Genomic DNA, 22758 nt, shown 5'->3' on the forward strand with positions numbered 1-22758 from the left:
ATGGCTTCTTCCGCCGAATCGCGCCGCCCGCGCGGCATCTCTCGTCTAGCCTGGTGGGCGGCCAGGGCCCAGAACAACCCCGGATATCCGAGGGTTCTGGGCCCGATGATCAGGGCGCTGCAGTCGAACCACCCCAAGGCCGACATCGACCTGGTGGTCCGCGCCTACCAGGTCGCGGAGGAAGCCCACCGCGGGCAGACCAGGAAGTCCGGGGACGCCTACATCACCCATCCGATCGCGGTGGCGACGATCCTCGCCGAGATCGGCATGCTTCCGGTCACTCTGGCCGCCGCTCTGCTCCACGACACGGTTGAGGACACCTCTTACTCCCTGTCCGAGCTGACCGAGGAGTTCGGGCCCGAGGTCGCGGCCATGGTCGACGGCGTGACCAAGCTCGACAAACTCACCTACGGTCAGGCGGCGCAGTCCGAGACCGTGCGCAAGATGATCGTGGCCATGGCCAAGGACATCCGCGTCCTCGTGATCAAGCTCGCCGACCGTCTCCACAACGCCCGCACCTGGAAGTTCGTTCCCGCGTCCTCGAGTACGAAGAAGGCCCGGGAGACCCTCGAGATCTACGCCCCGCTGGCACACCGGCTGGGGATGAACACGATCAAGTGGGAACTCGAGGATCTGTCGTTCCAGGTGCTCCACCCGAAGGTCTACGACGAGGTGGTTCGCCTCGTCGCCGATCGTGCGCCCGAACGCGAGAAGTACCTCGCGACGGTCTCGCACGAACTCAATTCCGAGCTGCGGGAGTCCGGCATCGAGGCCGCGATCACCGGCCGACCCAAGCACTACTACTCGATCTACCAGAAGATGGTCGTCCGCGGCCACGAATTCGCCGACATCTACGACCTCGTCGGCGTCCGCGTGCTCGTCGAATCGGTGCGGGAATGCTACGCCACGCTCGGCATCGTCCACGCCCGTTGGAATCCTGTGCCCGGCCGGTTCAAGGACTACATCGCGATGCCGAAGTACAACATGTACCAGAGCCTGCACACGACGGTGATCGGTCCCAACGGCAAACCGGTGGAGATCCAGATCCGGACCCATGAGATGGACCGGCGTGCCGAGTTCGGTGTGGCCGCCCACTGGAAGTACAAAGACCGCGGCAACCCCTCGAAGGCCGTGACCTCGAACACCGCCCGCTCGGTCAAGGTCTCCGACGACGGCGAGGTCGACGACGCCGCCTGGCTGCGGCAGCTGCTCGACTGGCAGCGTGAGGTCAGCGACCCCGAGGAGTTCCTCGACAACCTCCGCTACGAGGTGAATTCGAAGGAGGTCTACGTCTTCACCCCCAAGGGAGACGTGATGAGCCTGCCCGCGGGGGCCACACCCGTCGACTTCTCCTATGCCGTGCACACCGAGGTCGGGCACAAGACCATGGGCGCCAGGGTCAACGGACGACTCGTGGCCCTGGACACCGAACTGAAGAACGGCGACTCGGTCGAAGTCTTCACCTCCAAGGATGAGAACGCCGGTCCGAGCCGCGATTGGCTCGGCTTCGTCAAGAGCCCGCGGGCCAGAAGCAAGATCCGGCAGTGGTTCTCGAAGGAACGCCGCGAAGAGGCGATCGAGAACGGCCGCGAACAGCTGGCCAGGGCGATGCGTCGGCACACCCTCTCGGCATCGGCGCTGATGAGCCAGGAGGCTCTGCAGGTCGTCGCCACCGAACTCCGGCTGCCCGATGTCACCGCGCTCTACGCCGCGATCGGCAACGGCATCACCTCGGCGGCCCATGTCGTGGACCTGCTGGCCAAGGAGGTCGGCGAGGACGACGACGAAACCGTCCTGCCGGCACCGCGCAACCGCACGGGCCAATCATCGGGACACCATTCCTCCTCGGAGGGGGTCACGGTCAAAGGCGTCGACGATGTGCTCGTCAAACTCGCCCGCTGCTGCACCCCGGTGCCCGGCGATGAGATCGTCGGCTTCGTCACCCGCGGCTCCGGGGTGTCCGTGCATCGTGTCGACTGCCCGAACGTCGTCTCCCTCGAACGGGAGCCCGAACGCATCGTCGAGGTCTCCTGGGGCGAGAAGACCAGCGGCATCTACCTCGTCCAGATCCAGGTCGAGGCCCTCGACCGGTCGGGCCTGCTCTCGGACATCACAAAGGTCCTCACGGACACGCATGTCAATATCCTCTCCGCCTCGGTGGCGACCTCGCGGGCCAGGGTCGCGCAGTCGAAGTTCGTCTTCGAGATGAGCGACGCGAGCCATCTGGACACCGTGCTCTCTGCCGTGCGGAAAGTCGAAGGCGTCTTCGACGTCTACCGCATCGCCGGGGGATAGAACCTGCTCGGGCCCTCGACGCCGGCCACCTGAGTCCGAGGGTCATCTCGGGAGTTCGCAGCAGCGTTCGAAGGTCGAACGGATCTGTGCCACGTACGGACGGCGCGAGACACTGTCGAGATAGAGCCGGAACCGTCGTCGGGTCGCTCCGGGCACCTCGTCGATGAGGTTCCTCACCACACGAGGCGAATGATCACCGGGTGTGCGCACCTGCGGCAGCAGCAGATCGTAGAGGGTGCGCTCCTCGGTCGTCAGCAGATGACCGTCGATGCACTCGCATTCGTCATCGGTGAGCGAGAGCTCGTGGACGTCCAATCCGGATTCGGTGACGAATCGGCGTCGCGGGTGCGTGATGAACGACAGCGGCGACGGTGCCCGTCCCAGCCCCCGATGAACCCACCAGGCGCTGTCGTGGGAGAGCACGAGTCCCTGCGGAGTCAGGGTGTGCAGCGCCGCCATCCGGTCGTCGGGCCCGAGCACGGCACCCTTGCGGACCCACGTGGTCTCCGTCAGCTGGGTCAGCAGACCGTCGAGGGTGAGCTCGGTGAGATGTTCGTACCCGTAGTCCCGCAGATGAAACAGCGCCTCCATACAGCCACTATCGCGGTGTACGGAGGCGCTGACAAGATCGCATCGGCCAACTGTGGATAAGCATCGACTCGAGCGTCGATGCCTGTGGACGACCGGAACTCGTCTCCGCTCGTCCGCTCTGCTCAGTCGAGTTCGGAGGCAGTCTGCGCCAGCTGATCCCGCCAGGCGCGGCGGGCGTCGAGGGCGGACTGGGCCTCGGTCACGGCCTTCTCATCCCCACCGGACTTCGCCGCGGCGAGCTTGTCCTCGAGCTCTGCGATCGAATCGTCGAGCTGGCTCAGCGCCCCCGAGGTGCGTGCCTTGGTCTCCGGGTTGCTGCGCTGCCAAGCGGCATCCTCGGCTTCGGACAGGGCCCGTTCGACATCGCGCAGGCCGCCCTCCATCCGCGAGACATCGGCGCGGGGGACCTTGCCGGCATCTTCCCATTCGTCCTGGATGACCCGCAGCTCCTTCTTCGCCGCGACCGGGTCGGTGATCGGCAGCAGCGCCTGGGCCTTCTTCAGCAGCCCTTCCTTGACCTCGAGATTGCCCTTGTACTCCTCGTCGAGAGCGGCGTTCTCCGCATCCCGAGCCGAGAAGAACACATCCTGCGCGGCACGGAAGCGAGCCCACAGGGCGTCATCATCCTTCCGCGAGGCTCGCGGCGCCCGCTTCCACTGGGTCATCAGATCTTTGTACTTCTGGGACACGGTGCGGAAATCGGTCGAACCGGACAGCGACTCCGCCTCGGCGACGATCTTCTCCTTGATCCGCTTGCCCTCGGAATTGACCTTGTCGAGCTCGGCGAAGAACTCCTTGCGCTTGTGCTCGAAGGTGTTCCGGGCCTGGGAGAAGCGGCCCCACAGCTCCTGGTCGACCGAACGCGGCAGACGCGGACCGCTGCGCTGCTTGTCCTTCCACTGCGCGAAGAGCTCGCGCAGTCGGGCACCGGACTGTTTCCACTGGATCTTCTCCGGATCCCGCTTGGCCAGAGACTCGGCCTCGGCGACGATCTCCTCACGCTCGGCGGCGGCTTCGAGCTTCGCCGCCTCGGCCCGAGCGGCCTGCTGCGAGTCCGTGGCCTCGGCATCGGAGACGAGTGTGTCGAGGGTTCCCGACAGGCCGCGGAGGTCGCCGACGACGTTCGCTTCCGGCAGCGACTCCTGCAGCGTCTTCGCCGCCTGCACGATCTCCTTGCCGGGAGCTCCTGCCGAAAGTCGGTTGCGCAGGTGAACGGAGTGTTCGACGAGTTCGACGTACTTCTTCGCGAAGTATTCGAGCGCCTCGGCGCCGGTGGCGTCCGGGTACTGTCCGACGGCGCGCTCACCCTCCGGGGTGATGACGAACACATTGCCGTCCTCATCGGCCCGACCATGGGCGACCGCACGAGCGACCTCGGCGTCATGATCGACGGTCGTCGCATTCACCACCTGTGCCGCCTGCGGGCGGGGCAGGGAAGACGGGCGGGGGGTCGGCTTCGGCGTCGGGGTCGACATGATTCTCACCTTGTTTCCATCGGTCGAACCGGCGGGCTCTCGCGCCTGCCGATCACTCGATCTCTGATTGGACGTTATCCCAGCATAACCAAGGCGGAGCCTCTGGATAGACTTTGCGTATGGATGTATTCACGACCCACGCCGAATTCCTCGACGTCAACTGCTATGTCGTCCGCGCCGAGGGGGCCGAGGAGTGCATCCTCGTCGACTCCGGCTACGACTGTGCTCCCGGTCTGGCGGAGATCCTCGCCGAGGAGGGGCTGCGTCCGCGTGCCGTCTTCCTCACCCACGGCCACCCCGACCACATCCTGGGGCTGGGCAATGTGCTTGCCCGCTGGGACGTTCCCGTCCACCTCGGCGATCCCGACCGTTATCGCCTGGCCGATCCGGCACGCACACTCAGCCCGCAGTTCGCGCCGATGCTCGCGCCCCTGGTCGAGGGCTGGCAGGCACCGGAAGTCACCGGGCTGAGCGATGGTCAGGTCCTGGAGATCGCGGGGCTGAGTGTCACCGCCGTCGCCGCGCCCGGGCACACGGAAGGCTCGATGCTGCTGCGGGTGAGCGCCGATGACGAGGAGATCATCTTCACCGGTGACGTCGTCTTCGCCGGTGCCATCGGCCGGGTCGACCTCCCGGGCGGGGACGCCGCGGCGATGGGGGAATCCCTGCGGGCATTCGCCACGCTGCCCGACGTTCCGATCTATCCTGGACACGGCCCCGGTTCGCGGGTCGGCCACGAACTGGCCACCAACCCGTTCTTCTGACCGAGCCGCAGGCCGCAGGACCGCAGCACCACGGACACATCTGCCTACCGCAGACATCCCCGATACAAACAGACACCGCAGACACAACACACAGCACTGAGAGCAAGGAGAACAATGGCGAAGTCAGCCCGTCTGTCCGGATTCCCGGAACGACTTCCCGCCGAACGCGTGATCGAGAAGAAGGTCATCGACATCCTCGAGCACACCTTCGCCCTGCACGGCTTCTCCGCACTCAACCACCGGGCCGTCGAACCGATCAGCCAGCTGGCCAAGGACGGGGAGATCGACAAGGAGATCTTCGCCGTCTCCCGCCTCCACTCCGAAGGTGCCGAACGCAACCCCCTGGGACTGCACTTCGACCTCACGGTGCCCCTGGCCCGCTACATCGCCGACAACGCGAACGAGCTGAGCTTCCCGTTCAAGGCCGCACGCGTCCAACCCGTGTGGCGCGGCGAACGCCCCCAGCAGGGCCGCTACCGTGAGTTCATCCAGGCCGATATCGACGTCATCGCCGATGCCGAGCTGCCCGGACACTTCGAGGTCGAGATCCCACTGGCCGTCGCCGATGCCTTCGCCCGACTCGCTCCTCTGGGCGTGCCCGGAGTCAAGATCGTCGTCAACGACCGGCGCCTGCTCGAAGGCTTCGCCCGCGGCATCGGGCTGGAGACCATCCAGGCCGTCCTGCGCTGCCTCGACAAATACGACAAGATCGGGCCTGAGGAAGTCGCGAAGCTGCTGGCGACCGAGGCGGGCGCGAACGAGGAGCAGCAGCGACTGTGCCTCGAACTCGCCGCCATCGAATCCGATTCACCGGACTTCGCCGAGGAGGTGCGCGCGCTCGGCGTCGAGCACCCCCTCCTCGACGCCGGCCTCGACTCGCTGACGACGATGCTGCGCGCCGCCCACGATCGGGCACCGGGCGTCATCGTCGCCCAGCTCAAGATCGCCCGCGGTCTCGACTACTACACGGGAGCGGTCTACGAGACCCAGCTGATCGGTTACGAAGAGCTCGGCTCCGTGGCCTCCGGCGGTCGCTATGATTCGCTGGCCACGGTGGGCAAGAAGACCTACCCCGGGGTGGGCATGTCGATCGGGGTCTCGCGTCTCATGGCCTTCATCCTCGATCCCGAATCGGGTATCAGCGCCACCCGCGGCATCCCCTCGGCGGTGGTCGTGGCCGTGACCGACGAGGAGGGACGCGCCGAGGCGGACGCCGTGGCCGCCGCCCTGCGGGCTCGCGACATCGCCTGCGAGGTGTCGCCGAGCGCGACGAAGTTCGGCAAGCAGATCCGCTACGCAGAACGTCGCGAGATCCCCTTCGTCTGGTTCACCGGCGGGGAGTCCGGTCACGAGGTCAAGGACATCCGCTCAGGTGAGCAGATTCCCGCCGACCCGCAGACCTGGGAACCGCCGGAGGCTGACCTCCGGCCGCGGGTGTACAAGGCCTGAGCGGCGAGCGACTATCATTGACTGCGCGCTGACACATCAACATCAAAAGGAGCCCTAGGTGCTGCGAAGCCACGAAAACGGAACCCTGCGAGCCACACAGGCAGGAGAGACCGTCACCCTGACTGGGTGGGTCGACCGCCGTCGCGATCACGGAGGAGTGGCCTTCATCGATCTGCGCGACGCCTCGGGGATCGTTCAGGTCGTCGTCCGTGAGGACGATGCGCACCAGCTGCGCAACGAAACCGTCGTCAAGGTCGTCGGCACCGTCTCCCAGCGCCCCGAGGGCAACACGAACCCGAACCTGCCAACTGGTGAGATCGAGATCATCGACACCACCGTCGAGATCCTCTCCGAAGCTTCGGCGCTGCCCTTCCAGGTCTCCGACCATGCCGAGGACTCCGGCACCGTGGGCGAGGAGACCCGCCTGCGCTACCGCTACCTCGACCTGCGCCGTTCGGGACCGGCCGCGACCATGCGTCTGCGCTCGGACGTCAACAAGGCCGCCCGCAGCGTCCTCGATGACCACAAGTTCCTCGAGATCGAGACGCCGACGCTGACCCGGTCGACTCCCGAGGGCGCCCGCGACTTCCTCGTGCCCGCTCGCCTCAAGCCAGGCTCCTGGTACGCCCTGCCGCAGTCCCCGCAGCTGTTCAAGCAGCTCCTCCAGGTCGCCGGCATGGAACGCTACTACCAGATCGCTCGCTGCTACCGGGACGAGGACTTCCGCGCTGATCGTCAGCCCGAGTTCACCCAGCTCGACATCGAAGCCTCCTTCGTCGAACAGGACGACATCATCGCCCTGGCCGAGGAGATCCTGACCGCGCTGTGGAAGCTCATCGGGCACGAGATCACCGCGCCGATCCCGCACCTCACCTACCACGATGCGATGGAGCGCTACGGCTCGGACAAGCCGGATCTGCGCTTCGACCTCGAACTGCACAACCTCACCGAATTCTTCGCGAACACCCCGTTCCGGGTCTTCCAGTCCGAGTACGTCGGCTCGGTCGTCTACCCGGGCGGCGGCTCCCTGCCCAGGCGGCAGCTCGACGCCTGGCAGGACTGGGCCAAGCAGCGCGGCGCCAAGGGACTCGCGTATGTGCTCGTGGCCGAGGACGGCACACTGTCGGGCCCCGTGGCCAAGAACATCTCCGAAGAGGAGAAGGCCGGTCTCCTCGAGGCCGCCGGTGCGAACCCGGGCGACGCGATCTTCTTCGCCGCCGGTGATCGCAGCATGCGCGCCCTCCTCGGCGCCGCCCGCAATGAGATCGCCGAGCGCACCGGACTGATCAAGGACGGCGACTGGGCCTTCGTGTGGGTCGTCGACGCACCCTTGTTCGAATCGGCCGCCGCGGCCCAGGCCGCCGGAGACGTCGCCGTCGGTGAGGGTGCATGGACCGCCGTCCACCACGCGTTCACCGCACCGAAGCCCGAATTCCTCGACACTCTCGAATCCGATCCCGGTGCCGCCCTGGCCTACGCCTACGACATCGTGTGCAACGGCAACGAGATCGGCGGCGGTTCGATCCGCATCCACCGCAAGGATATCCAGGAGCGCGTGTTCCGGATCATGGGCATCAGCGAAGAGGAGGCCGAGGAGAAGTTCGGCTTCCTCCTCGAGGCTTTCAAGTTCGGCGCACCCCCGCACGGCGGCATCGCCTTCGGCTGGGACCGTATCGTGTCCCTGCTGGCCGGGGTGGACTCGATCCGTGAGGTCATCGCCTTCCCGAAGTCCGGCGGCGGCTACGATCCGCTGACCGCGGCACCGGCACCGATCACCGATGCCCAGCGCGCCGAGGCGGGCGTGGACTTCGAACCGGAAGACGACGACGCCGAGTCCTGATGACCCAGGAACCCAATCTGTTCTCCGACGGTCCGGACCAGGAAACACCGGGTCCGGGCTTCGCCGGTTCCTCATCCGCGGCGACGGGCCGGGCGCTCGATCCGCTGGCCGTGCGGATGCGACCGCGCACCATCGCCGAGGTGGTCGGACAGGAACATCTCACCTTCCCGGGTTCCCCGCTCAACCAACTCGTCGAGGCCAGCGGGGGAGACCGTGCCGGAGCCTCCTCGGTGATCCTGTGGGGTCCGCCGGGAGTCGGCAAGACCACCTTGGCCCACGTCATCTCCCACGCCCCGGGCCGGACCTTCGTCGAACTCTCGGCGATCACCGCCGGAGTCAAGGACGTCCGACAGGTGATCGAGAACGCCCGCCGCGAGCGGGAGATGTATCAGCGCACCACCGTGCTCTTCCTCGACGAGATCCACCGGTTCTCCAAGGCCCAGCAGGACGCGCTGCTGCCGGCGGTGGAGAACCGCCTCGTCGTGCTCGTCGCCGCGACGACGGAGAACCCTTCGTTCTCGGTCATCTCCCCGCTGCTCTCACGGTCGCTCCTGCTGACCCTGCGACCGCTCGACGATGACGCCATCGGCAGGCTGCTGGACCGCGCCATCGCCAGCGAGCGCGGACTGGCGGGAGGCTTCGAACTCAGTCCTGAGGCCAAGGACTTCATCGTCCGCATCGCCGGGGCCGACGCCAGGCGGTCGCTGACGATTCTCGAAGCGGCCGCCGGCATTGCGTCGGCTCAGGGCGAGACCGTGCAGCGTGCCTCCGAGAATGACGGCGCTGCCGAGACCGAGGACGATGACGAGACAGACGGCGACGAGACCGCGGACGCTGCGCCGATCCTCATCACCGAAGGGGCCTGCGCCGAGGCGAGCAGCGAGACCGTGCTCCGCTATGACCGCAACGGCGATCAGCACTATGACGTCGTCTCAGCGTTCATCAAATCCATCCGCGGCTCCGACGTCGATGCCGCCCTGCACTACCTGGCGCGGATGATCGTGGCGGGGGAGGACCCGCGATTCATCGCCCGCCGCGTCGTCATCTCCGCGGCCGAGGACATCGGCATGGCCGATCCGCAGGCGCTGCCCATCGCCGTGGCGGCTTCCACCGCGGTGCAGAACATCGGCATGCCCGAAGGCCGGATCCCTCTCGCCGAGGCGGTCACCTACCTGGCCATGGCACCGAAGTCGAACGCGAGCTACCGTGCCTTGGACGCGGCCATCGCCGACGTCAAGAACGGTCTTGCCGGACAGGTCCCCGACCACCTCCGCGACGCCCACTATCCGGGGGCTAAGGAACTCGGACACGGCGAGGGCTACAAATACTCCCACGACTATCCGCACGGTGTCGCCGACCAGGAATACCTGCCCGAGACCCTGCGGAACAAGCGGTACTACGATCCCAGCGGCAACGGCATGGAACGCACGATGGGCGAGCGGCTGGAGAGCCTGCGACGGCTGCTGCGTCCCTGAGGGAACTGTCGCTTCAACCGACGAAGCGGTAATTTTGGTGGTGAGGGCACGCGCCGCGGACCACCGAAGAGAGTGGATGCGAGTTTCGGTCGCGATGCCCAACACCGACCGAGGAGGGCCGCTGTGACAGAGATCATCGTCACCATCGCGGCCGCGCTGGTCCTGGGTATGGTCGCCTATGAGCTGCGGATCCCACCGCTCGTCGGCTTCCTCGGTGCCGGATTCCTCCTCCACTTCCTCGGGTTCACCGCCTTCGCCGGCCTCGATGAGGTCTCCGATCTCGGCGTCGTCCTGCTTCTGTTCACGATCGGACTGAAGTTCGACCTGCGTTCCCTGCTCCAACCCGAGGCCCACGGCACCGCGCTGCTGCACATGCTCACCGTCGTCCTGGTCGGGGCGGGCACCATCGGTGCGGCCGCGACCATCGGGGTCGTCAGCCTCGGCGGGGGAGTCGGCACCCTTGCTCTGCTCGGCTTCGCGCTGTCGTTCTCCTCGACGGTGCTCGTAGTCAAGGTGCTCGAAGACCGCTCCGATGACGGCTCGTACTACGGACAGATCGCCATCGCCGTGCTCGTCCTGCAGGATCTTGCCGCCGTCGCCTTCATCACGGCCGCAGGGGAGGAGCCGCCGAGCCCCTGGGCCTTCGCGCTGGTCCTGCTCGTCCCGGCTGCCTGGGTGCTGCGGCGCATCCTCGACCGGATCGGACGCGGAGAGCTGCTCGTGCTGTTCGGGGTCGTCATGGCGTTGGGTCCCGGCTATGTCGCCTTCGAGTCCGTGGGCATCCACGGGGACCTCGGAGCCCTGGCGATGGGGCTGCTCTTCGCCAGTCACCCTCGCTCGGGTGAGCTCTCGAAGTCACTGTTCAGCGTCAAGGAGCTCTTCCTCGTCGCATTCTTCGTCGTCATCGGGCTCCAAGCCGTGCCGACCTGGTCCGACCTGGGCATGGCGCTCATCCTCTGTGTGGTCCTCATCCCCTTCAACTTCATCAGCTTCTACCTCATGGGCCGTGTCTTCGGTCTGCGCAATCGCACGAGCATCCGCACCAGCCTGGCCCTGAGCAACTTCTCCGAATTCGCTCTCATCGTCGTCGCCGTCGGCGTCGGCAACGGACTGTTCGCCGACAACTGGCTGACGGTGACGGCACTGGCCGTGGCCGTGGGCATGATCATCTCGTCCCTGGCCAACGCCTACAGCCTGCAGATCGTGGCCTGGTGCGATGACATCCTGCCGGCAGAGAACGAAGCCCGCCTGCGGCCCACGGATCGCCCCATCGACACCGGCGGCGCCGAGGTGGTCGTGCTCGGGATGGGTCGGATCGGTCGAGGCGCCTATGAGCGCTTCGTCGACGCGGGCGGACTGTCCGTGATCGGCATCGACAACGACCATGCGGTGATCTCTGCCCTCCGGTCCGATGACTTCACGGTCCTCGAGGGAGATGCCACCGACCACGAGTTCTGGCACCGACTCGTCGTCGGCGGACGGGCTCACACCGTAATCCTTGCCATGGCCCTCCACGACTCGAACATCTTCGCCCTCGAGCAGCTGCGGATCGCTGGTTTCGAAGGCACCATCGCCGCGGTCGTCCAACGCCCCGATCAAGCCCGACGCTTCACCAAGGCGGGAGTCCACGCCGTGGTCAACATCTACAGCGGTTCAGGTGCCGCCGTCGCCGACGCCGCCATGAAGACCCAGGGCGGGTGAACGTCGTGAAGATCACGGTCGGGCCTGCCCGGTTCGGCTTTGCGCAGGGGAGCGGCCTCCGGCTAAGATAGGCAGCTGTTGTGCCTGCACGCTAAAGGCGGTCGGTGCGAGCGGATCTCGACGCTCAATCCCTCTTTCCCACCCAGGGAAACAACGGTTTCGACCAGGGCGAGAACCCCAGGCCTGTCGTGACACACCATTTTGATGAAAGGTAAACCAGTGCCAGCACCAGCACGTAACCGCCGGATGACGCGCCTCTCGCGCGCTCTCGGCCTGCCGCTGACCCCGAAGGCTGAGAAGTACTTCGAACGTCGCCCCTACCCTCCAGGCGAGCACGGCCGTGCCCGTCGTCGCAACGACAGCGACTACTCGGTCCGTCTCAAGGAGAAGCAGCGTCTGCGCGCCCAGTACGGCATCCGCGAGGCCCAGATGCTCAAGACCTACAAGGAAGCCAGCCGCCTCGCCGGTCTGACCGGTGAGACCATGGTCGAGCTCCTCGAAATGCGTCTCGACGCCCTGGTGCTGCGTTCGGGCTTCGCCCGCACCATCGCCCAGGCCCGTCAGTTCGTCGTGCACCGTCACATCACCGTTGACGGTCAGCGCGTCGATCGCCCCTCCTTCCGTGTGAAGGAAGGCCAGACCATCCAGGTGCACGAGCGCAGCGCATCGATGGATCCCTTCCAGGTCGCAGCTGCCGGCGGACACCAGGATGTCCTCCCCGCGGTTCCGGGTTACCTGTCGGTGAACCTCGAAGGTCTGCAGTCCACCCTGGTCCGTCGCCCCAAGCGCGAAGAGGTCCCCGTGACCGTCGACGTGCAGCTGGTCGTCGAGCACTACTCGCGCTGATCCTTCGATCGCTCACGCGATCACAGCGGTCACCGCAGACACAACCGCCCGGAACATCATGTTCCGGGCGGTTGTGCATTCACACAGCCGTCGTGCCCCGGCGGGTCGGTTCCCCGCAAACGGCGACCTCGCATAATGTGGTGGAGCCACTAAACTAGTCCCTGATATGTGCCAGAGCGCACGAGCAATACGAAAGGTCTTGGATTGAAGACGGCAGAGATCAAACAACGCTGGTTGGACTACTTCGAAGCGAACGGGCACGTCGTGGTTCCCTCAGCGTCGGTGATCAGCTCCGATCCGTCCATCCTGTTCAACATCGCGGGCATGGTCCAGTTCATCCCGTACCTCACCGGACGGGAACCCGCCCCCTTCAACCGCGCGACGAGCGTGCAGAAGTGCGTGCGCACCGGCGACATCGAAGAGGTCGGCAAGACCACCCGTCACGGCACGTTCTTCCAGATGAACGGCAACTTCTCCTTCGGCGACTACTTCAAACGCGAGGCCATCTCCTTCGCCTGGGGCCTGCTGACGAACCCCGTCGCCGAGGGCGGACTCGGCTTCGACGCCGATCTGCTCTGGGCCACCGTCCACGAGGACGACCTCGAGACCATCGACATGTGGCTCGAGGAGACCTCCATTCCCCGTGAGCGCATCCAGTCGCGCGGCAACGAGGACAACTTCTGGCACACCGGACAGCCCGGCCCCGGCGGCTACTGCTCCGAGATCTACTTCGACCGCGGCCCCGGCTACGGAGTCGAAGGCGGCCCCGTCGCCGATGAGGACCGATACATCGAGATATGGAACCTCGTGTTCATGGAGTTCGAACTCTCCGAGGTCCGCTCCAAGGTCGACTTCGACATCGCCGGCGAACTGCCCGCGAAGAACATCGACACCGGAATGGGCCTCGAGCGCGTGGCCTTCCTGCTCCAGGGCGTCGAGAACATGTATGAGATCGACGAGGTGTTCCCCGTCATCGAGGTCGCCAGCCGACTCTCCGGCCACGCCTACGGCGAGGACCACGACGCGGACGTGCAGATGCGCGTCGTCGCCGACCACGTCCGCTCCTCGCTGATCATCATCGGCGACGGTGTGCGCCCCGGCAACGAAGGACGCGGCTACATCCTGCGCCGGCTGCTCCGTCGTGCCGTGCGTGCGATGCGCCTCCTCAGCGTCAAGGACGAGGTCCTGCCCGAGCTGCTGCCCGTGTCCATGCAGGCGATGAAGCTGTCCTACCCGGAACTCGAGACCGATTTCGACCGGATCTCCCGCATCGCCTACGCCGAAGAGAAGGCGTTCCTGCGCACCCTCGAATCCGGCACCCAGCTGTTCACCACCGCGGCCGAGTCGCTGACCGGATCGGACCGGACGCTCAGCGGCGATGTCGCCTTCGCCCTCCACGACACCCACGGCTTCCCCATCGATCTCACCCTTGAGATGGCCGCCGAACACGGAGTCTCGGTCGACGAAGCGGGCTTCCGGACCCTCATGGAGGAGCAGCGGACTCGCGCCAAGGCCGATGCGAAGGCGAAGAAGGGCGGCGGCCACGCCGACCTCTCCGCCTACTCCGCCCTGCTCGACGACGGTGCCAGCGAATTCGTCGGCTACGACCGTCTCGAGGCCGATTCCAGGATCCGCGGCATCGTCGCAGACGGCATCGCCCAGGAGGTCCTCACCGTCGGCCAGAGTGCCGACGTCATCCTCGACCTCACCCCGTTCTACGCCGAATCCGGCGGTCAGCGCGCCGATATCGGCCAGATCCGCGGGCACGGATTCACCGCGCAGGTCAGCGATGTGCAGAACCCGATCAAGGGCCTGCCCGCCCACCGGGTCGAGGTCATCGACGGGGAGATCCGCGTCGGCGACGAAGTGCTCGCTGTCGTCGATCACGATCACCGCTTCCAGGGCTCCCAGGCGCACACCGCAACCCACCTCGTCCACGCGGCGCTGCGGGAGATCCTCGGCGATCACGCCGTGCAGGCCGGCTCGATGAACCAGCCCGGCTACATGCGCTTCGACTACTCCTTCCCCGAAGCCCCGAGCACCCAGATGCGCGCCGAGATCGAAGACGTTGCGAACCTCGCGGTCCGCTCGAACTACGATGTCGGCACCGAATACCTGCCCTTCGAGGAGGCACGGAAATCCGGTGCGATGGCCCTGTTCGGCGAGAAGTACCCGAACATCGTCCGCGTCGTCGACATCGGCGGACCCTTCTCCCGCGAACTCTGCGGCGGCACCCACGTCGGCGCGTCCTCAGAGGTCGGACCGATCTCCGTGCTCTCGGAGGCCTCCGTGGGCTCGGGCGTCCGTCGCATCGAAGCCGCCGTCGGCATGGACGCCTTCCGCTCTCTGGCGGCCGAGCGCACCATCGTCTCCTCCCTGTCCGAGATGCTCAAGGTTCCCGGCACCGATGTGCCCGAACGCGTCTCCGACCTCATGGGCCGGCTCAAGGACGCCGAGAAGGAGATCGCCCGGCTGAACTCCCAGCAGCTCCTCTCCAAGGCGGGATCGTTCCTCGACCAGGCGCAGACGGTGGGCTCGACCCTCTTCGTCGTCGCCGAGCTCGGCGAGGTCGCAAACGGCGGTGACATCCGCACCATCGTCACCGATCTGCGCGCCCGTGTCTCCGACCGTGCCGCCGTCGTCCTCGGCATCGGCACGAGCGGTTCGAAGCCCGTCGTCGTCATCGGCACCACCGAAGGCGCCCGCACCGACGGCCTGCAGGCCGGCAAGCTCGTGTCGCTGGCCTGCGGCGAGCTCGGCGGCGGCGGAGGCGGCAAGCCCGACCTCGCCCAGGGCGGCGGCAGCGACAGCACTGCGATCCCCGCTGCCATCACAGCAGTCAAGGCGGCCCTCCAGTGAGTTTCCGCCGAGGCCGTCGCTTGGGCCTCGACATCGGCTCCGTGCGCATCGGGGTCGCCGCCAGTGACCCCGAAGGCATCCTCGCGACCCCGCTGAGCGTGGTCCGACGGAAGGACGAACCCGCGGCTCTGCGTGAGCTGCAGGACCTCGTCGCCGAATACGAGCCGATCGAACTCCTCGTCGGGGACCCCAAGTCCCTCGACGGGGCGGCCCGGGCAGCAGCCGCCTCGGCGCTGGAATTCGCCCGCCGCATCGCGGTGGCCACACACACGCCGATCCGTCTCGTCGACGAACGCTTCACCACCGTCGAAGCCCACCAGGCTCTCGCCGCCGCGGGCAAGAGCTCCCGGCAGCGACGTGAGATCGTCGACGCCCAAGCGGCCGTGATCATCCTGCAGAACGCCCTCGAGTTCGAACACAACACCGGTGCCCCCGCCGGACGAGCAATGCCCGACGAGGAGAGTGAGCAATGAGCCCGTTCCCAGGTGAGTTCTCGGAAGACGACGGCCTGACCCGATCCGAGGTCAAGGCCAAGAAGCACCGGCGGATGATGCGCAAGCGGCGGACGACGACCATCGTCGTCATCTGCGTCCTCATCTTCGGCTTCGGCGGATTCTTCGGAATCAAGGCCGCCGGCGGCGTGTTCAACGAACTCTTCGGACCCAAGGGCGACTACGAAGGGCAGGGAACGAACGAGGTCTCCGTGGAGATCCCGCCCGGCTCCTCCGCCCGCTCCGTGGCCAACCAGCTCGTCGAGGAGGGAGTCATCATGAACTCCGAACCCTTCCTCGATGAGATCGAGAACCGTGAGGTCACGATCCAGGCCGGTACCGTGACGATGCGGGAGAAGATGAGCTCCAAGGCCGCCGTCGAAGCGCTCGTCAATCCCATTGCCCCGCCGAAGATCACCGTCGCCGAGGGCAAGCAGGTCGAAGAGATCAAGACCATCATGATCGAATCGGGCATGAAGGACGAAGAGGTCGACAAGGCCATCGACGACAAGACTCCGAAGGACTACGGGCTCGACATCGACGCCCCCAGCCTCGAAGGCTACCTGTACCCGGCGACCTACGATCTGGAGAAGTCGAAGACCGCGGAGAACGTCGTCCAGGAGATGGTCGATAAGACCTCGGCCGAACTCGACGAAGCCGGGGTCGAGGGCAAGGACGCGAACCGCATCCTCACGCTGGCCAGCCTCGTCGAGAAGGAATCACCGGGCGACGAAGAGGTGCGTAAGAAGGTCGCACGCGTCTTCCTGAACCGCATCTCCGACCACTCGCAGACCGGCGGACTGCTCCAGTCCGATGCCACCGTGGCCTACATCCACGGTGCCCGCTCCGACCTGACGACGACGAAGAAGGAACGCGAGTCCGATTCGCCGTACAACACGTACAAGAAGAAGGGACTGCCTCCCGGCCCGATCAACGCCCCGAGCTCCGGAGCCGTCGACGCCGCCCTCAACCCGAGCAAGGGCGACTGGCAGTTCTTCGTCGCCACGAACCCGGACACGGGGGAGACGAAGTTCGCCGAGACCTACGACGAACACCAGAAGAACGTCGAGATCTACCGGAAGTGGCTCAAGGAGCACAGCGAGGACAACGGGGAAGGATGATCATCCGCGCCGCCGTGCTCGGGCAGCCCATCTCCCACTCGAAATCGCCGCTGCTGCACCGGGCCGCCTTCACCGCCCTCGGCCTGGACGCGAGCGAATACGAGCGCATCGAACTCGGCAGCGACGATCTCGAGGCGTTCTTCGCCGGCCACCCGGACCACACCGGGTTCTCGCTGACGATGCCGCTGAAGGACCGCCTCGTCGAACTCGCCCGGGCCGCCGGATGGCGACTCGACGACACCGCAGCCCTGACCGACGTCGGCAACACGCTCGTCCGGTTCCCGGAGCGCACACTGGTCGCCAACACCGATGTGCAGGGGATCGTGCGCGCCATCGCACCGCACCTCGACAACGGGGAGCGCGACGACGGTGCGGCAGCATCTCGGGCGGTCATCCTCGGTGCCGGGGCCACCGCCGCCTCGGCGCTGGTGGCCTGTCGTGAGCTCGGTGTCTCCGAAGTCGACTTCCTCGTGCGCAACCCGGACCGTGCCCGCCGCGTGCTCACGCTCGCGGAGGAACTCGACATCACGGCAGGGACCGGGCCGCTGTCGCGGATCGCAGTCGCGGACATCGTCATCTCCACCCTGCCCGCCGAGGCGGTCCCCGCCCTCGACTGGGCACCGGAGTTCGGCGGGGGAGTCGCCCTCGACGTCGCCTATGCCGCCGAATCGGCATTCCTGGCCGCGGCCTCCTCGCACGGGCTGAGCCCTGTCGGGGGCACCGCGATGCTCGTCGAACAGGCCGTCGCTCAGCACGAACTCTTCTATGCCGCCGCCGGCGGGGTCGTCACCGCAGAGGTGCGCCGGACGATCAGCGAGGCGATGCACAAGGTGATGGCCGAGCAGCGGTGACCGCGCACGTGCTCCACGGCATGTTCATCGGGCTGACGGTCCTCGTCGGCCTCGCTGGGGGACTGCTGCTGTCGCGGGGCACCCGCTGGTGGCTCTCCGACGATTCCCGCATCTCACTCGTGACCGGTCGGAGGCTGGGCCCGGCGATGATGTTCGGCGGTGTCCTCCTCGCTGCCGCCGCCGCACTGCTGTTCCCCGCCTCGGCCGTGATTCCGGCCGACACCGTTCACACCGCCGCCGCACAGCTGACCGGGGACGTCTCCGCCCCGAACTCGGCCGACCTCATCCTCACCGCCGTCGTCCTCGGCGCCGTCGCGGCGTCCACCCCGTTCCTCATCATCTTCGACATCCGCATCCGCCGACTGCCCGACCGGATCGTCTACCCGCTCATCCTCCTGATCCTCACCGCCCTCGTCCTCGGGACGGTGATCGGACACTCCCTGAACTGGTACACCGGCTTCATCGCCGGCGTCGCCGCTACCCTCCTGTTCCTCGCCCTCCACCTGCTCGGCAGGCTGCTGCGGGCCCGAACCTTGGGATTCGGGGACGTCAAACTCGCCTTCGTCGTCTTCGCGCTGGCGGGCCTCTTCGACCAGTGGGCGCCTGCTCTCGTGCTCATCGCCATGATGCTCATCGCCGGTGTGTGGGCGATCATCTCCGCCCTGCGCAGCCGCCGCCTGGCCGGAACGACGATCGCCTTCGGCCCGGCGATGCTTTCCGGAATGTGGCTGGGGTCGGTGCTGGCCCCATTCCTTTTGTAGAATCGGTGGAATGTTGAGATGGCTGACTGCAGGCGAATCCCACGGCGAAGCGCTGACCGGGATCATTGAGGGACTTCCCGCCCATATTCCGATCACCAGGGACGATATCCGTGCGAGCCTGGCTCGCCGCCGATTGGGCTACGGCCGCGGTGCCCGAATGAAATTCGAGGCCGATGAGGTGAGACTCCTCGGCGGTGTCCGACACGGACTCACCCTCGGCTCTCCCGTGGCCGTCGAGGTGGGCAACACCGAATGGCCCAAATGGGAGGCCGTGATGAGCCCGGACCCGATCGGCGAGGACGAACTCGCCGGTCAGGCCCGCAACGCACCGCTGACTCGACCCCGCCCGGGACACGCGGACATCGTCGGCATGCAGAAGTACGGCTTCGACGAGGCCCGCCCCGTCCTCGAGCGGGCCTCGGCCCGGGAGACCGCGATGCGGGTGGCGCTGGGCACGGTGGCCGCGAACTTCCTGCGCGAACTCGGCATCACGCTGGTCTCCCACACAGTGGCCATCGGCACCGCCGAACATCCGGCCGATGCCGCCCCCGAGCTGCCGACCGCCGCCGATGTCGAGACCCTCGACGCCGACCCGGTGCGGTGCTTCGACACCGAGCTCTCGGCCTCCATGGTCGCGGAGATCGACGCGGCGAAGAAGGCCGGTGACACCCTCGGCGGAGTCGTCGAGGTCCTCGCCTACGACCTGCCTCCGGGCCTGGGCTCCCACGTCCACTGGGACCGTCGCCTCGACTCGCGGCTGGCCGGTGCGCTGATGGGCATCCAGGCGATCAAGGGTGTGGAGGTCGGCGATGGCTTCCTCACCACCAAGCGTCCCGGGTCACAGGCCCACGATGAGCTCGCCGTGGGCGAGGACGGCTTCCGTCGCGTGAGCAACCGGGCCGGCGGCACCGAGGGAGGCATGTCCACGGGCGGACCGCTGCGGGTGCGTGCCGGCATGAAGCCCATCGCCACGGTCCCGCGCGCCCTGGCGACCGTCGACGTCGCCACCGGAGAGGCCGCGAAGGCAAACCACCAGCGTTCCGATGTGTGCGCCGTTCCCGCCTCCGGAGTCGTCGCCGAGGCGATGGTCGCCCTCGTCCTCGCCGAGGCCGTGGTCGAGAAGTTCGGCGGCGACTCAGTGGCCGAGACCAAACGGAACCTGGACGCCTACGTCGCGGCCATTCCGGAGAACCTCCACATCGGACGATGACCGACACCCCGCTCCCGAAACCGGTTCCTCCGCTGGAACCGGACCCGGCCGCGCAGTCGCGGATCGTGCTGACCGGACCACCGGCGGCCGGGAAATCCACGATCGGCCGACTTCTCGCCGACCGCCTCGACCTGCCCCTGACCGACACCGACGCCAATATCGTCGAGCAGTACGGGGTCATCGCCGAGATCTTCGTCGAACGCGGAGAGGACCATTTCCGCCGGGTCGAACGCGAAGTCGTGCGTAGGGCCCTGCGGCGCCTCCTCGATCGCCCGGGCATCGTCTCCCTGGGCGGGGGAGCGATCCTCAATCCCGGCACCCGGGCCCAGCTCAAGCATCCGGCGATCAAGGTCGTGCACATCGACATCGATGTCGAGACGGTCGCCACCAGGCTCAACGCTCCGCACCGACCGCTGCTGCGCGGCGCCGGATCTCCGGTGGAGAACTGGCTGGCCCTGGTCACCGAGCGTGAGCCCCTCTACGACCAGGTGGCGACCTTCCGGGTCCAGGCCTCGAATTCGCCGCCCTCGACGGTCGTCAACCGCGTCGTCGATGTGCTCACCGGACTGCAGCGAGCCGAAGAGTATGCGAAGTACGCCAGCCACGAGGAATGAACCGCTGGACACCTGCCGAACGGGACGCGCACCCGGGGTCGGCACCCGGAAGCGACGGCGGCTAGGCTGGGCAGGTACGTGAATGCAGAAGAGGAAAGCGGTGGCATGAGCTTCACACGCATCAACGTCGAATCCGGTGGCCAGTACCCGGTTCTCGTCGGTCAGGGTCTCCTCGGGCAGCTGCCCGAGCTGCTGGGTCCGCGGGTCGAGAAGGTCCTCGTCATCCACCCCCGCGCCCTGCGCGCCACAGGGGAGACCGTCCGCGACGATCTCGGTGCGACCGGGCTCGACGCCATCGTCGCGGAGATCCCCGACGCCGAGGAGGCCAAACACATCCAGGTGGCCGCCTTCTGCTGGCAGGTGCTGGGTCAGAGCGATTTCACCCGCACCGACGCGATCATCACCGTCGGCGGCGGTGCCGTCTCCGACCTCGGCGGCTTCGTCGCAGCCACCTGGCTGCGCGGCATCCGGGTGATCCACATCCCGACCACCGTGCTCGGCATGGTCGACGCCTCGATCGGCGGTAAGACCGGCATCAACACCGCAGAGGGCAAGAACCTCGTCGGCTCCTTCCACGCCCCGGCCGGTGTCCTCGTCGACCTCGACACCCTGACGACGCTGCCGGAGAACGAACTCTTCACCGGCCTCGCCGAGGTGGTCAAGACCGGCTTCATCGCCGACCCCGCGATCCTCGAACTCGTGGAAAAGCACACGAAGGCGGAGATCGCCGATGTCTCGGGACCCGTGCTGCGCGAACTCATCGAACGCGCCATCGCCGTCAAGGCCGAGGTCGTCGCCAGCGACTTCAAGGAGTCCGGCCGTCGGGAGATCCTCAACTACGGGCACACGCTGGGGCACGCGATCGAACACAAGGAGCGCTACCAGTGGCGACACGGTGCGGCCGTGTCCGTGGGCATGGTCTTCGCCGCCGAGGTCGCCGCCATGGTCAAGAACCTCTCGACCGAGGTCGTCGACCTCCATCGGGAGCTGCTGGGCAAGCTCGGCCTGCCGCTGGGCTACCGCGCCGATGTATGGCCGCAGCTGCTTGAGACCATGAAGCGGGACAAGAAGGCCCGCGGCTCGATGCTGCGGATGGTCCTGCTCTCCGACATCGGCGCACCGGCGACCGTCGAGATCCCCGATCTGTCGATCCTGCACACCGCCTACCAGGAGATCGGTGAGGACTCACCGCGGATGACGCTCGGCGGCGGTCTCGGCTGACGACCGGGCGCAGGCAGGTTCGAACAACCCTCTGCGGGGCCGCCGAATCCGCGCGGATGGAAGCTCATCCACGAGCTTGCTAGAATTGCTGATTGGCGAAACTGCCAGACCGGCGACACCGCCGACACACGTCGATCACCACGGCAGCGCCGCGGGTGCTCAGGACTGAAGCGAAGAAGGACGGATTAGTGGCGACAACCAATGACCTGAAGAACGGCCTCGTGCTCAACATCGACAACCAGCTGTGGCAGGTGCTCGAGTTCCAGCACGTTAAGCCCGGCAAGGGACCGGCCTTCGTCCGCACCAAGCTCAAGAACGTCATCTCCGGCAAGATCATCGACAAGACCTTCAACGCCGGCACCAAGGTCGAGACCGCGAACGTCGACCGTCGCGATATGCAGTACCTCTACCACGACGGCACCGACTACGTGTTCATGGACGCCAAGGACTACGACCAGGTCAGCATCTCGCCCGATCTCGTCGGTGATGCCGCGAACTACATGCTCGAGAACCAGGATCTGCAGATCTCCTTCCACGACGGCACCCCGCTCTCGGTCGAGCTGCCCGCCTCGGTGGAGCTGACCATCTCTCACACCGAACCGGGCCTGCAGGGCGACCGCTCCACCGGAGGCTCGAAGCCCGCCACGCTCGAGACCGGCTACGAGATCCAGGTGCCGCTGTTCCTCGAAGAGGGAACGAAGATCAAGGTCGACACCCGCAGCGGCGACTACCTGGGTCGCGTCAAGTAAGTGTCGGCACGCACCCGGGCCCGCCGCAGGGCCCTCGAACTGCTGTTCGAAGCCGGACAGCGCAGCCTCGCCATCGACGAGCTCGTGACCATGCGCTCGAACGATCCCGAATATCCCATGAAGGCCTATGCCGTCGAGATCGTCGAAGGCATCACCGGTCGTCAGGCGGAGATCGACGAGATCATCTCCACCTACGCGCAGGGCTGGACGCTCGAGCGGATGCCGGCTGTCGACCGGGCGCTGCTCGAGATCGGAACCTGGGAGATCCTGTTCAACGAGGAGGTCCCGGACAAGGTCGCCATCGACGAGGCGGTGTCCCTGGCCCGACAATTCTCGACCGATGATTCGCCCGGCTTCGTCTCCGGCCTGCTCTCACGCATCCTCGACGTCAAACCGACGCTGATCTGAGGCGCCGTGGACGAACCGTGCGTCCAGACTCCGGACC

The 22758-nt window shown here is 66.7% G+C and carries 19 protein-coding genes; 17 read left to right on the forward strand and 2 right to left on the reverse strand.

All coding sequences use genetic code 11. The features are described 5' to 3' along the window. Window positions 1-2295 carry a RelA/SpoT family protein gene (locus ACH82I_RS01040; protein ID WP_284934631.1) on the forward strand — a complete coding sequence of 765 codons (2295 nt, stop codon included), beginning with the start codon at window positions 1-3 and terminating at the stop codon, window positions 2293-2295. Between the two features lie 42 nt (window positions 2296-2337). Here ACH82I_RS01040 and ACH82I_RS01045 read toward each other — a convergent pair whose 3' ends face one another. Both ACH82I_RS01045 and ACH82I_RS01050 read right to left on the reverse strand, forming a co-directional pair. Next, window positions 2338-2886 (reverse strand): hypothetical protein, encoded by a 549-nt coding sequence (locus tag ACH82I_RS01045; RefSeq protein ID WP_413334910.1) that lies wholly within the window; start codon window positions 2884-2886, stop codon window positions 2338-2340. A gap of 122 nt (window positions 2887-3008) precedes the next feature. Then, window positions 3009-4361, reverse strand: a complete 1353-nt coding sequence (locus tag ACH82I_RS01050) for a DUF349 domain-containing protein (protein WP_413334912.1) — start codon at window positions 4359-4361, stop codon at window positions 3009-3011. A 119-nt stretch (window positions 4362-4480) separates the two neighbouring features. Here ACH82I_RS01050 and ACH82I_RS01055 point away from each other — a divergent pair, with 119 nt between their 5' ends. From ACH82I_RS01055 to nusB, 16 genes are all read left to right on the forward strand, one after another. Continuing rightward, entirely contained in the window at window positions 4481-5125 is a 645-nt protein-coding gene (locus tag ACH82I_RS01055) for an MBL fold metallo-hydrolase (RefSeq protein ID WP_230744166.1), read from the forward strand. Window positions 5126-5239: 114 nt separating this feature from the next. Beyond that, the gene (gene hisS, locus ACH82I_RS01060) at window positions 5240-6574 is read left to right on the forward strand and encodes a histidine--tRNA ligase (protein ID WP_413334914.1); all 1335 of its coding nucleotides are present in this window, start codon (window positions 5240-5242) and stop codon (window positions 6572-6574) included. Window positions 6575-6632: 58 nt separating this feature from the next. Further along, window positions 6633-8414, forward strand: coding sequence for an aspartate--tRNA ligase (gene aspS / locus ACH82I_RS01065; RefSeq protein ID WP_413334915.1), 1782 nt, complete (start codon window positions 6633-6635; stop codon window positions 8412-8414). Beyond that, complete coding sequence (locus tag ACH82I_RS01070) at window positions 8414-9889, forward strand: replication-associated recombination protein A (RefSeq protein ID WP_413334917.1); 1476 nt, start codon at window positions 8414-8416, stop codon at window positions 9887-9889. Before aspS ends, ACH82I_RS01070 begins: the two co-directional genes overlap by 1 nt. Window positions 9890-10012: 123 nt before the next feature. Next, window positions 10013-11590: a cation:proton antiporter gene (locus ACH82I_RS01075; RefSeq protein ID WP_413334919.1), complete on the forward strand. Its 1578-nt coding sequence runs from the start codon at window positions 10013-10015 to the stop codon at window positions 11588-11590. 246 nt (window positions 11591-11836) lie between these two features. Beyond that, window positions 11837-12436 carry a 30S ribosomal protein S4 gene (gene rpsD / locus ACH82I_RS01080; protein ID WP_230744394.1) on the forward strand — a complete coding sequence of 200 codons (600 nt, stop codon included), beginning with the start codon at window positions 11837-11839 and terminating at the stop codon, window positions 12434-12436. Between the two features lie 204 nt (window positions 12437-12640). Beyond that, window positions 12641-15295 carry an alanine--tRNA ligase gene (gene alaS, locus ACH82I_RS01085; RefSeq protein ID WP_413334921.1) on the forward strand — a complete coding sequence of 885 codons (2655 nt, stop codon included), beginning with the start codon at window positions 12641-12643 and terminating at the stop codon, window positions 15293-15295. Then, window positions 15292-15768 (forward strand): Holliday junction resolvase RuvX, encoded by a 477-nt coding sequence (ruvX, locus tag ACH82I_RS01090; protein ID WP_230744159.1) that lies wholly within the window; start codon window positions 15292-15294, stop codon window positions 15766-15768. The genes alaS and ruvX overlap by 4 nt, the downstream gene beginning before the upstream one ends. Beyond that, window positions 15765-16907 carry an endolytic transglycosylase MltG gene (mltG, locus tag ACH82I_RS01095; protein WP_413334923.1) on the forward strand — a complete coding sequence of 381 codons (1143 nt, stop codon included), beginning with the start codon at window positions 15765-15767 and terminating at the stop codon, window positions 16905-16907. The genes ruvX and mltG overlap by 4 nt, the downstream gene beginning before the upstream one ends. After that, window positions 16904-17758 (forward strand): shikimate dehydrogenase family protein, encoded by an 855-nt coding sequence (locus ACH82I_RS01100; protein ID WP_413334925.1) that lies wholly within the window; start codon window positions 16904-16906, stop codon window positions 17756-17758. The genes mltG and ACH82I_RS01100 overlap by 4 nt, the downstream gene beginning before the upstream one ends. Next, the gene (locus ACH82I_RS01105; RefSeq protein WP_413334927.1) at window positions 17755-18519 is read left to right on the forward strand and encodes a prepilin peptidase; all 765 of its coding nucleotides are present in this window, start codon (window positions 17755-17757) and stop codon (window positions 18517-18519) included. Before ACH82I_RS01100 ends, ACH82I_RS01105 begins: the two co-directional genes overlap by 4 nt. Window positions 18520-18529: 10 nt before the next feature. After that, complete coding sequence (gene aroC, locus ACH82I_RS01110; RefSeq protein WP_413334929.1) at window positions 18530-19729, forward strand: chorismate synthase; 1200 nt, start codon at window positions 18530-18532, stop codon at window positions 19727-19729. After that, entirely contained in the window at window positions 19726-20343 is a 618-nt protein-coding gene (locus ACH82I_RS01115; RefSeq protein WP_413334931.1) for a shikimate kinase, read from the forward strand. The genes aroC and ACH82I_RS01115 overlap by 4 nt, the downstream gene beginning before the upstream one ends. Window positions 20344-20448: 105 nt before the next feature. Next, window positions 20449-21564: a 3-dehydroquinate synthase gene (gene aroB, locus ACH82I_RS01120; RefSeq protein ID WP_413334933.1), complete on the forward strand. Its 1116-nt coding sequence runs from the start codon at window positions 20449-20451 to the stop codon at window positions 21562-21564. Window positions 21565-21752: 188 nt separating this feature from the next. Then, a complete protein-coding gene (efp, locus tag ACH82I_RS01125) occupies window positions 21753-22313 on the forward strand; it encodes an elongation factor P (RefSeq protein WP_413334935.1) in 561 nt (186 codons plus the stop codon). Next, window positions 22314-22721 (forward strand): transcription antitermination factor NusB, encoded by a 408-nt coding sequence (nusB, locus tag ACH82I_RS01130; protein ID WP_413334937.1) that lies wholly within the window; start codon window positions 22314-22316, stop codon window positions 22719-22721. The last annotated feature ends 37 nt before the right edge of the window (window positions 22722-22758 follow it).

Origin of the sequence: Brevibacterium sp. GP-SGM9, assembly GCF_047300845.1 — a bacterium.
Taxonomy (GTDB): Bacteria; Actinomycetota; Actinomycetes; order Actinomycetales; family Brevibacteriaceae; genus Brevibacterium.

Coding starts and splice junctions, on each gene's coding strand:
- ACH82I_RS01040 (WP_284934631.1), top strand. CDS start 1: ATGGCTTCTTCCGCCGAATCGCGCCGCCCGCGCGGCATCTCTCGTCTA.
- ACH82I_RS01045 (WP_413334910.1), bottom strand. CDS start 2,886: ATGGAGGCGCTGTTTCATCTGCGGGACTACGGGTACGAACATCTCACC.
- ACH82I_RS01050 (WP_413334912.1), bottom strand. CDS start 4,361: ATGTCGACCCCGACGCCGAAGCCGACCCCCCGCCCGTCTTCCCTGCCC.
- ACH82I_RS01055 (WP_230744166.1), top strand. CDS start 4,481: ATGGATGTATTCACGACCCACGCCGAATTCCTCGACGTCAACTGCTAT.
- hisS (WP_413334914.1), top strand. CDS start 5,240: ATGGCGAAGTCAGCCCGTCTGTCCGGATTCCCGGAACGACTTCCCGCC.
- ACH82I_RS01070 (WP_413334917.1), top strand. CDS start 8,414: ATGACCCAGGAACCCAATCTGTTCTCCGACGGTCCGGACCAGGAAACA.
- rpsD (WP_230744394.1), top strand. CDS start 11,837: ATGACGCGCCTCTCGCGCGCTCTCGGCCTGCCGCTGACCCCGAAGGCT.
- mltG (WP_413334923.1), top strand. CDS start 15,765: ATGAGCCCGTTCCCAGGTGAGTTCTCGGAAGACGACGGCCTGACCCGA.
- ACH82I_RS01100 (WP_413334925.1), top strand. CDS start 16,904: ATGATCATCCGCGCCGCCGTGCTCGGGCAGCCCATCTCCCACTCGAAA.
- aroC (WP_413334929.1), top strand. CDS start 18,530: ATGTTGAGATGGCTGACTGCAGGCGAATCCCACGGCGAAGCGCTGACC.
- ACH82I_RS01115 (WP_413334931.1), top strand. CDS start 19,726: ATGACCGACACCCCGCTCCCGAAACCGGTTCCTCCGCTGGAACCGGAC.
- aroB (WP_413334933.1), top strand. CDS start 20,449: ATGAGCTTCACACGCATCAACGTCGAATCCGGTGGCCAGTACCCGGTT.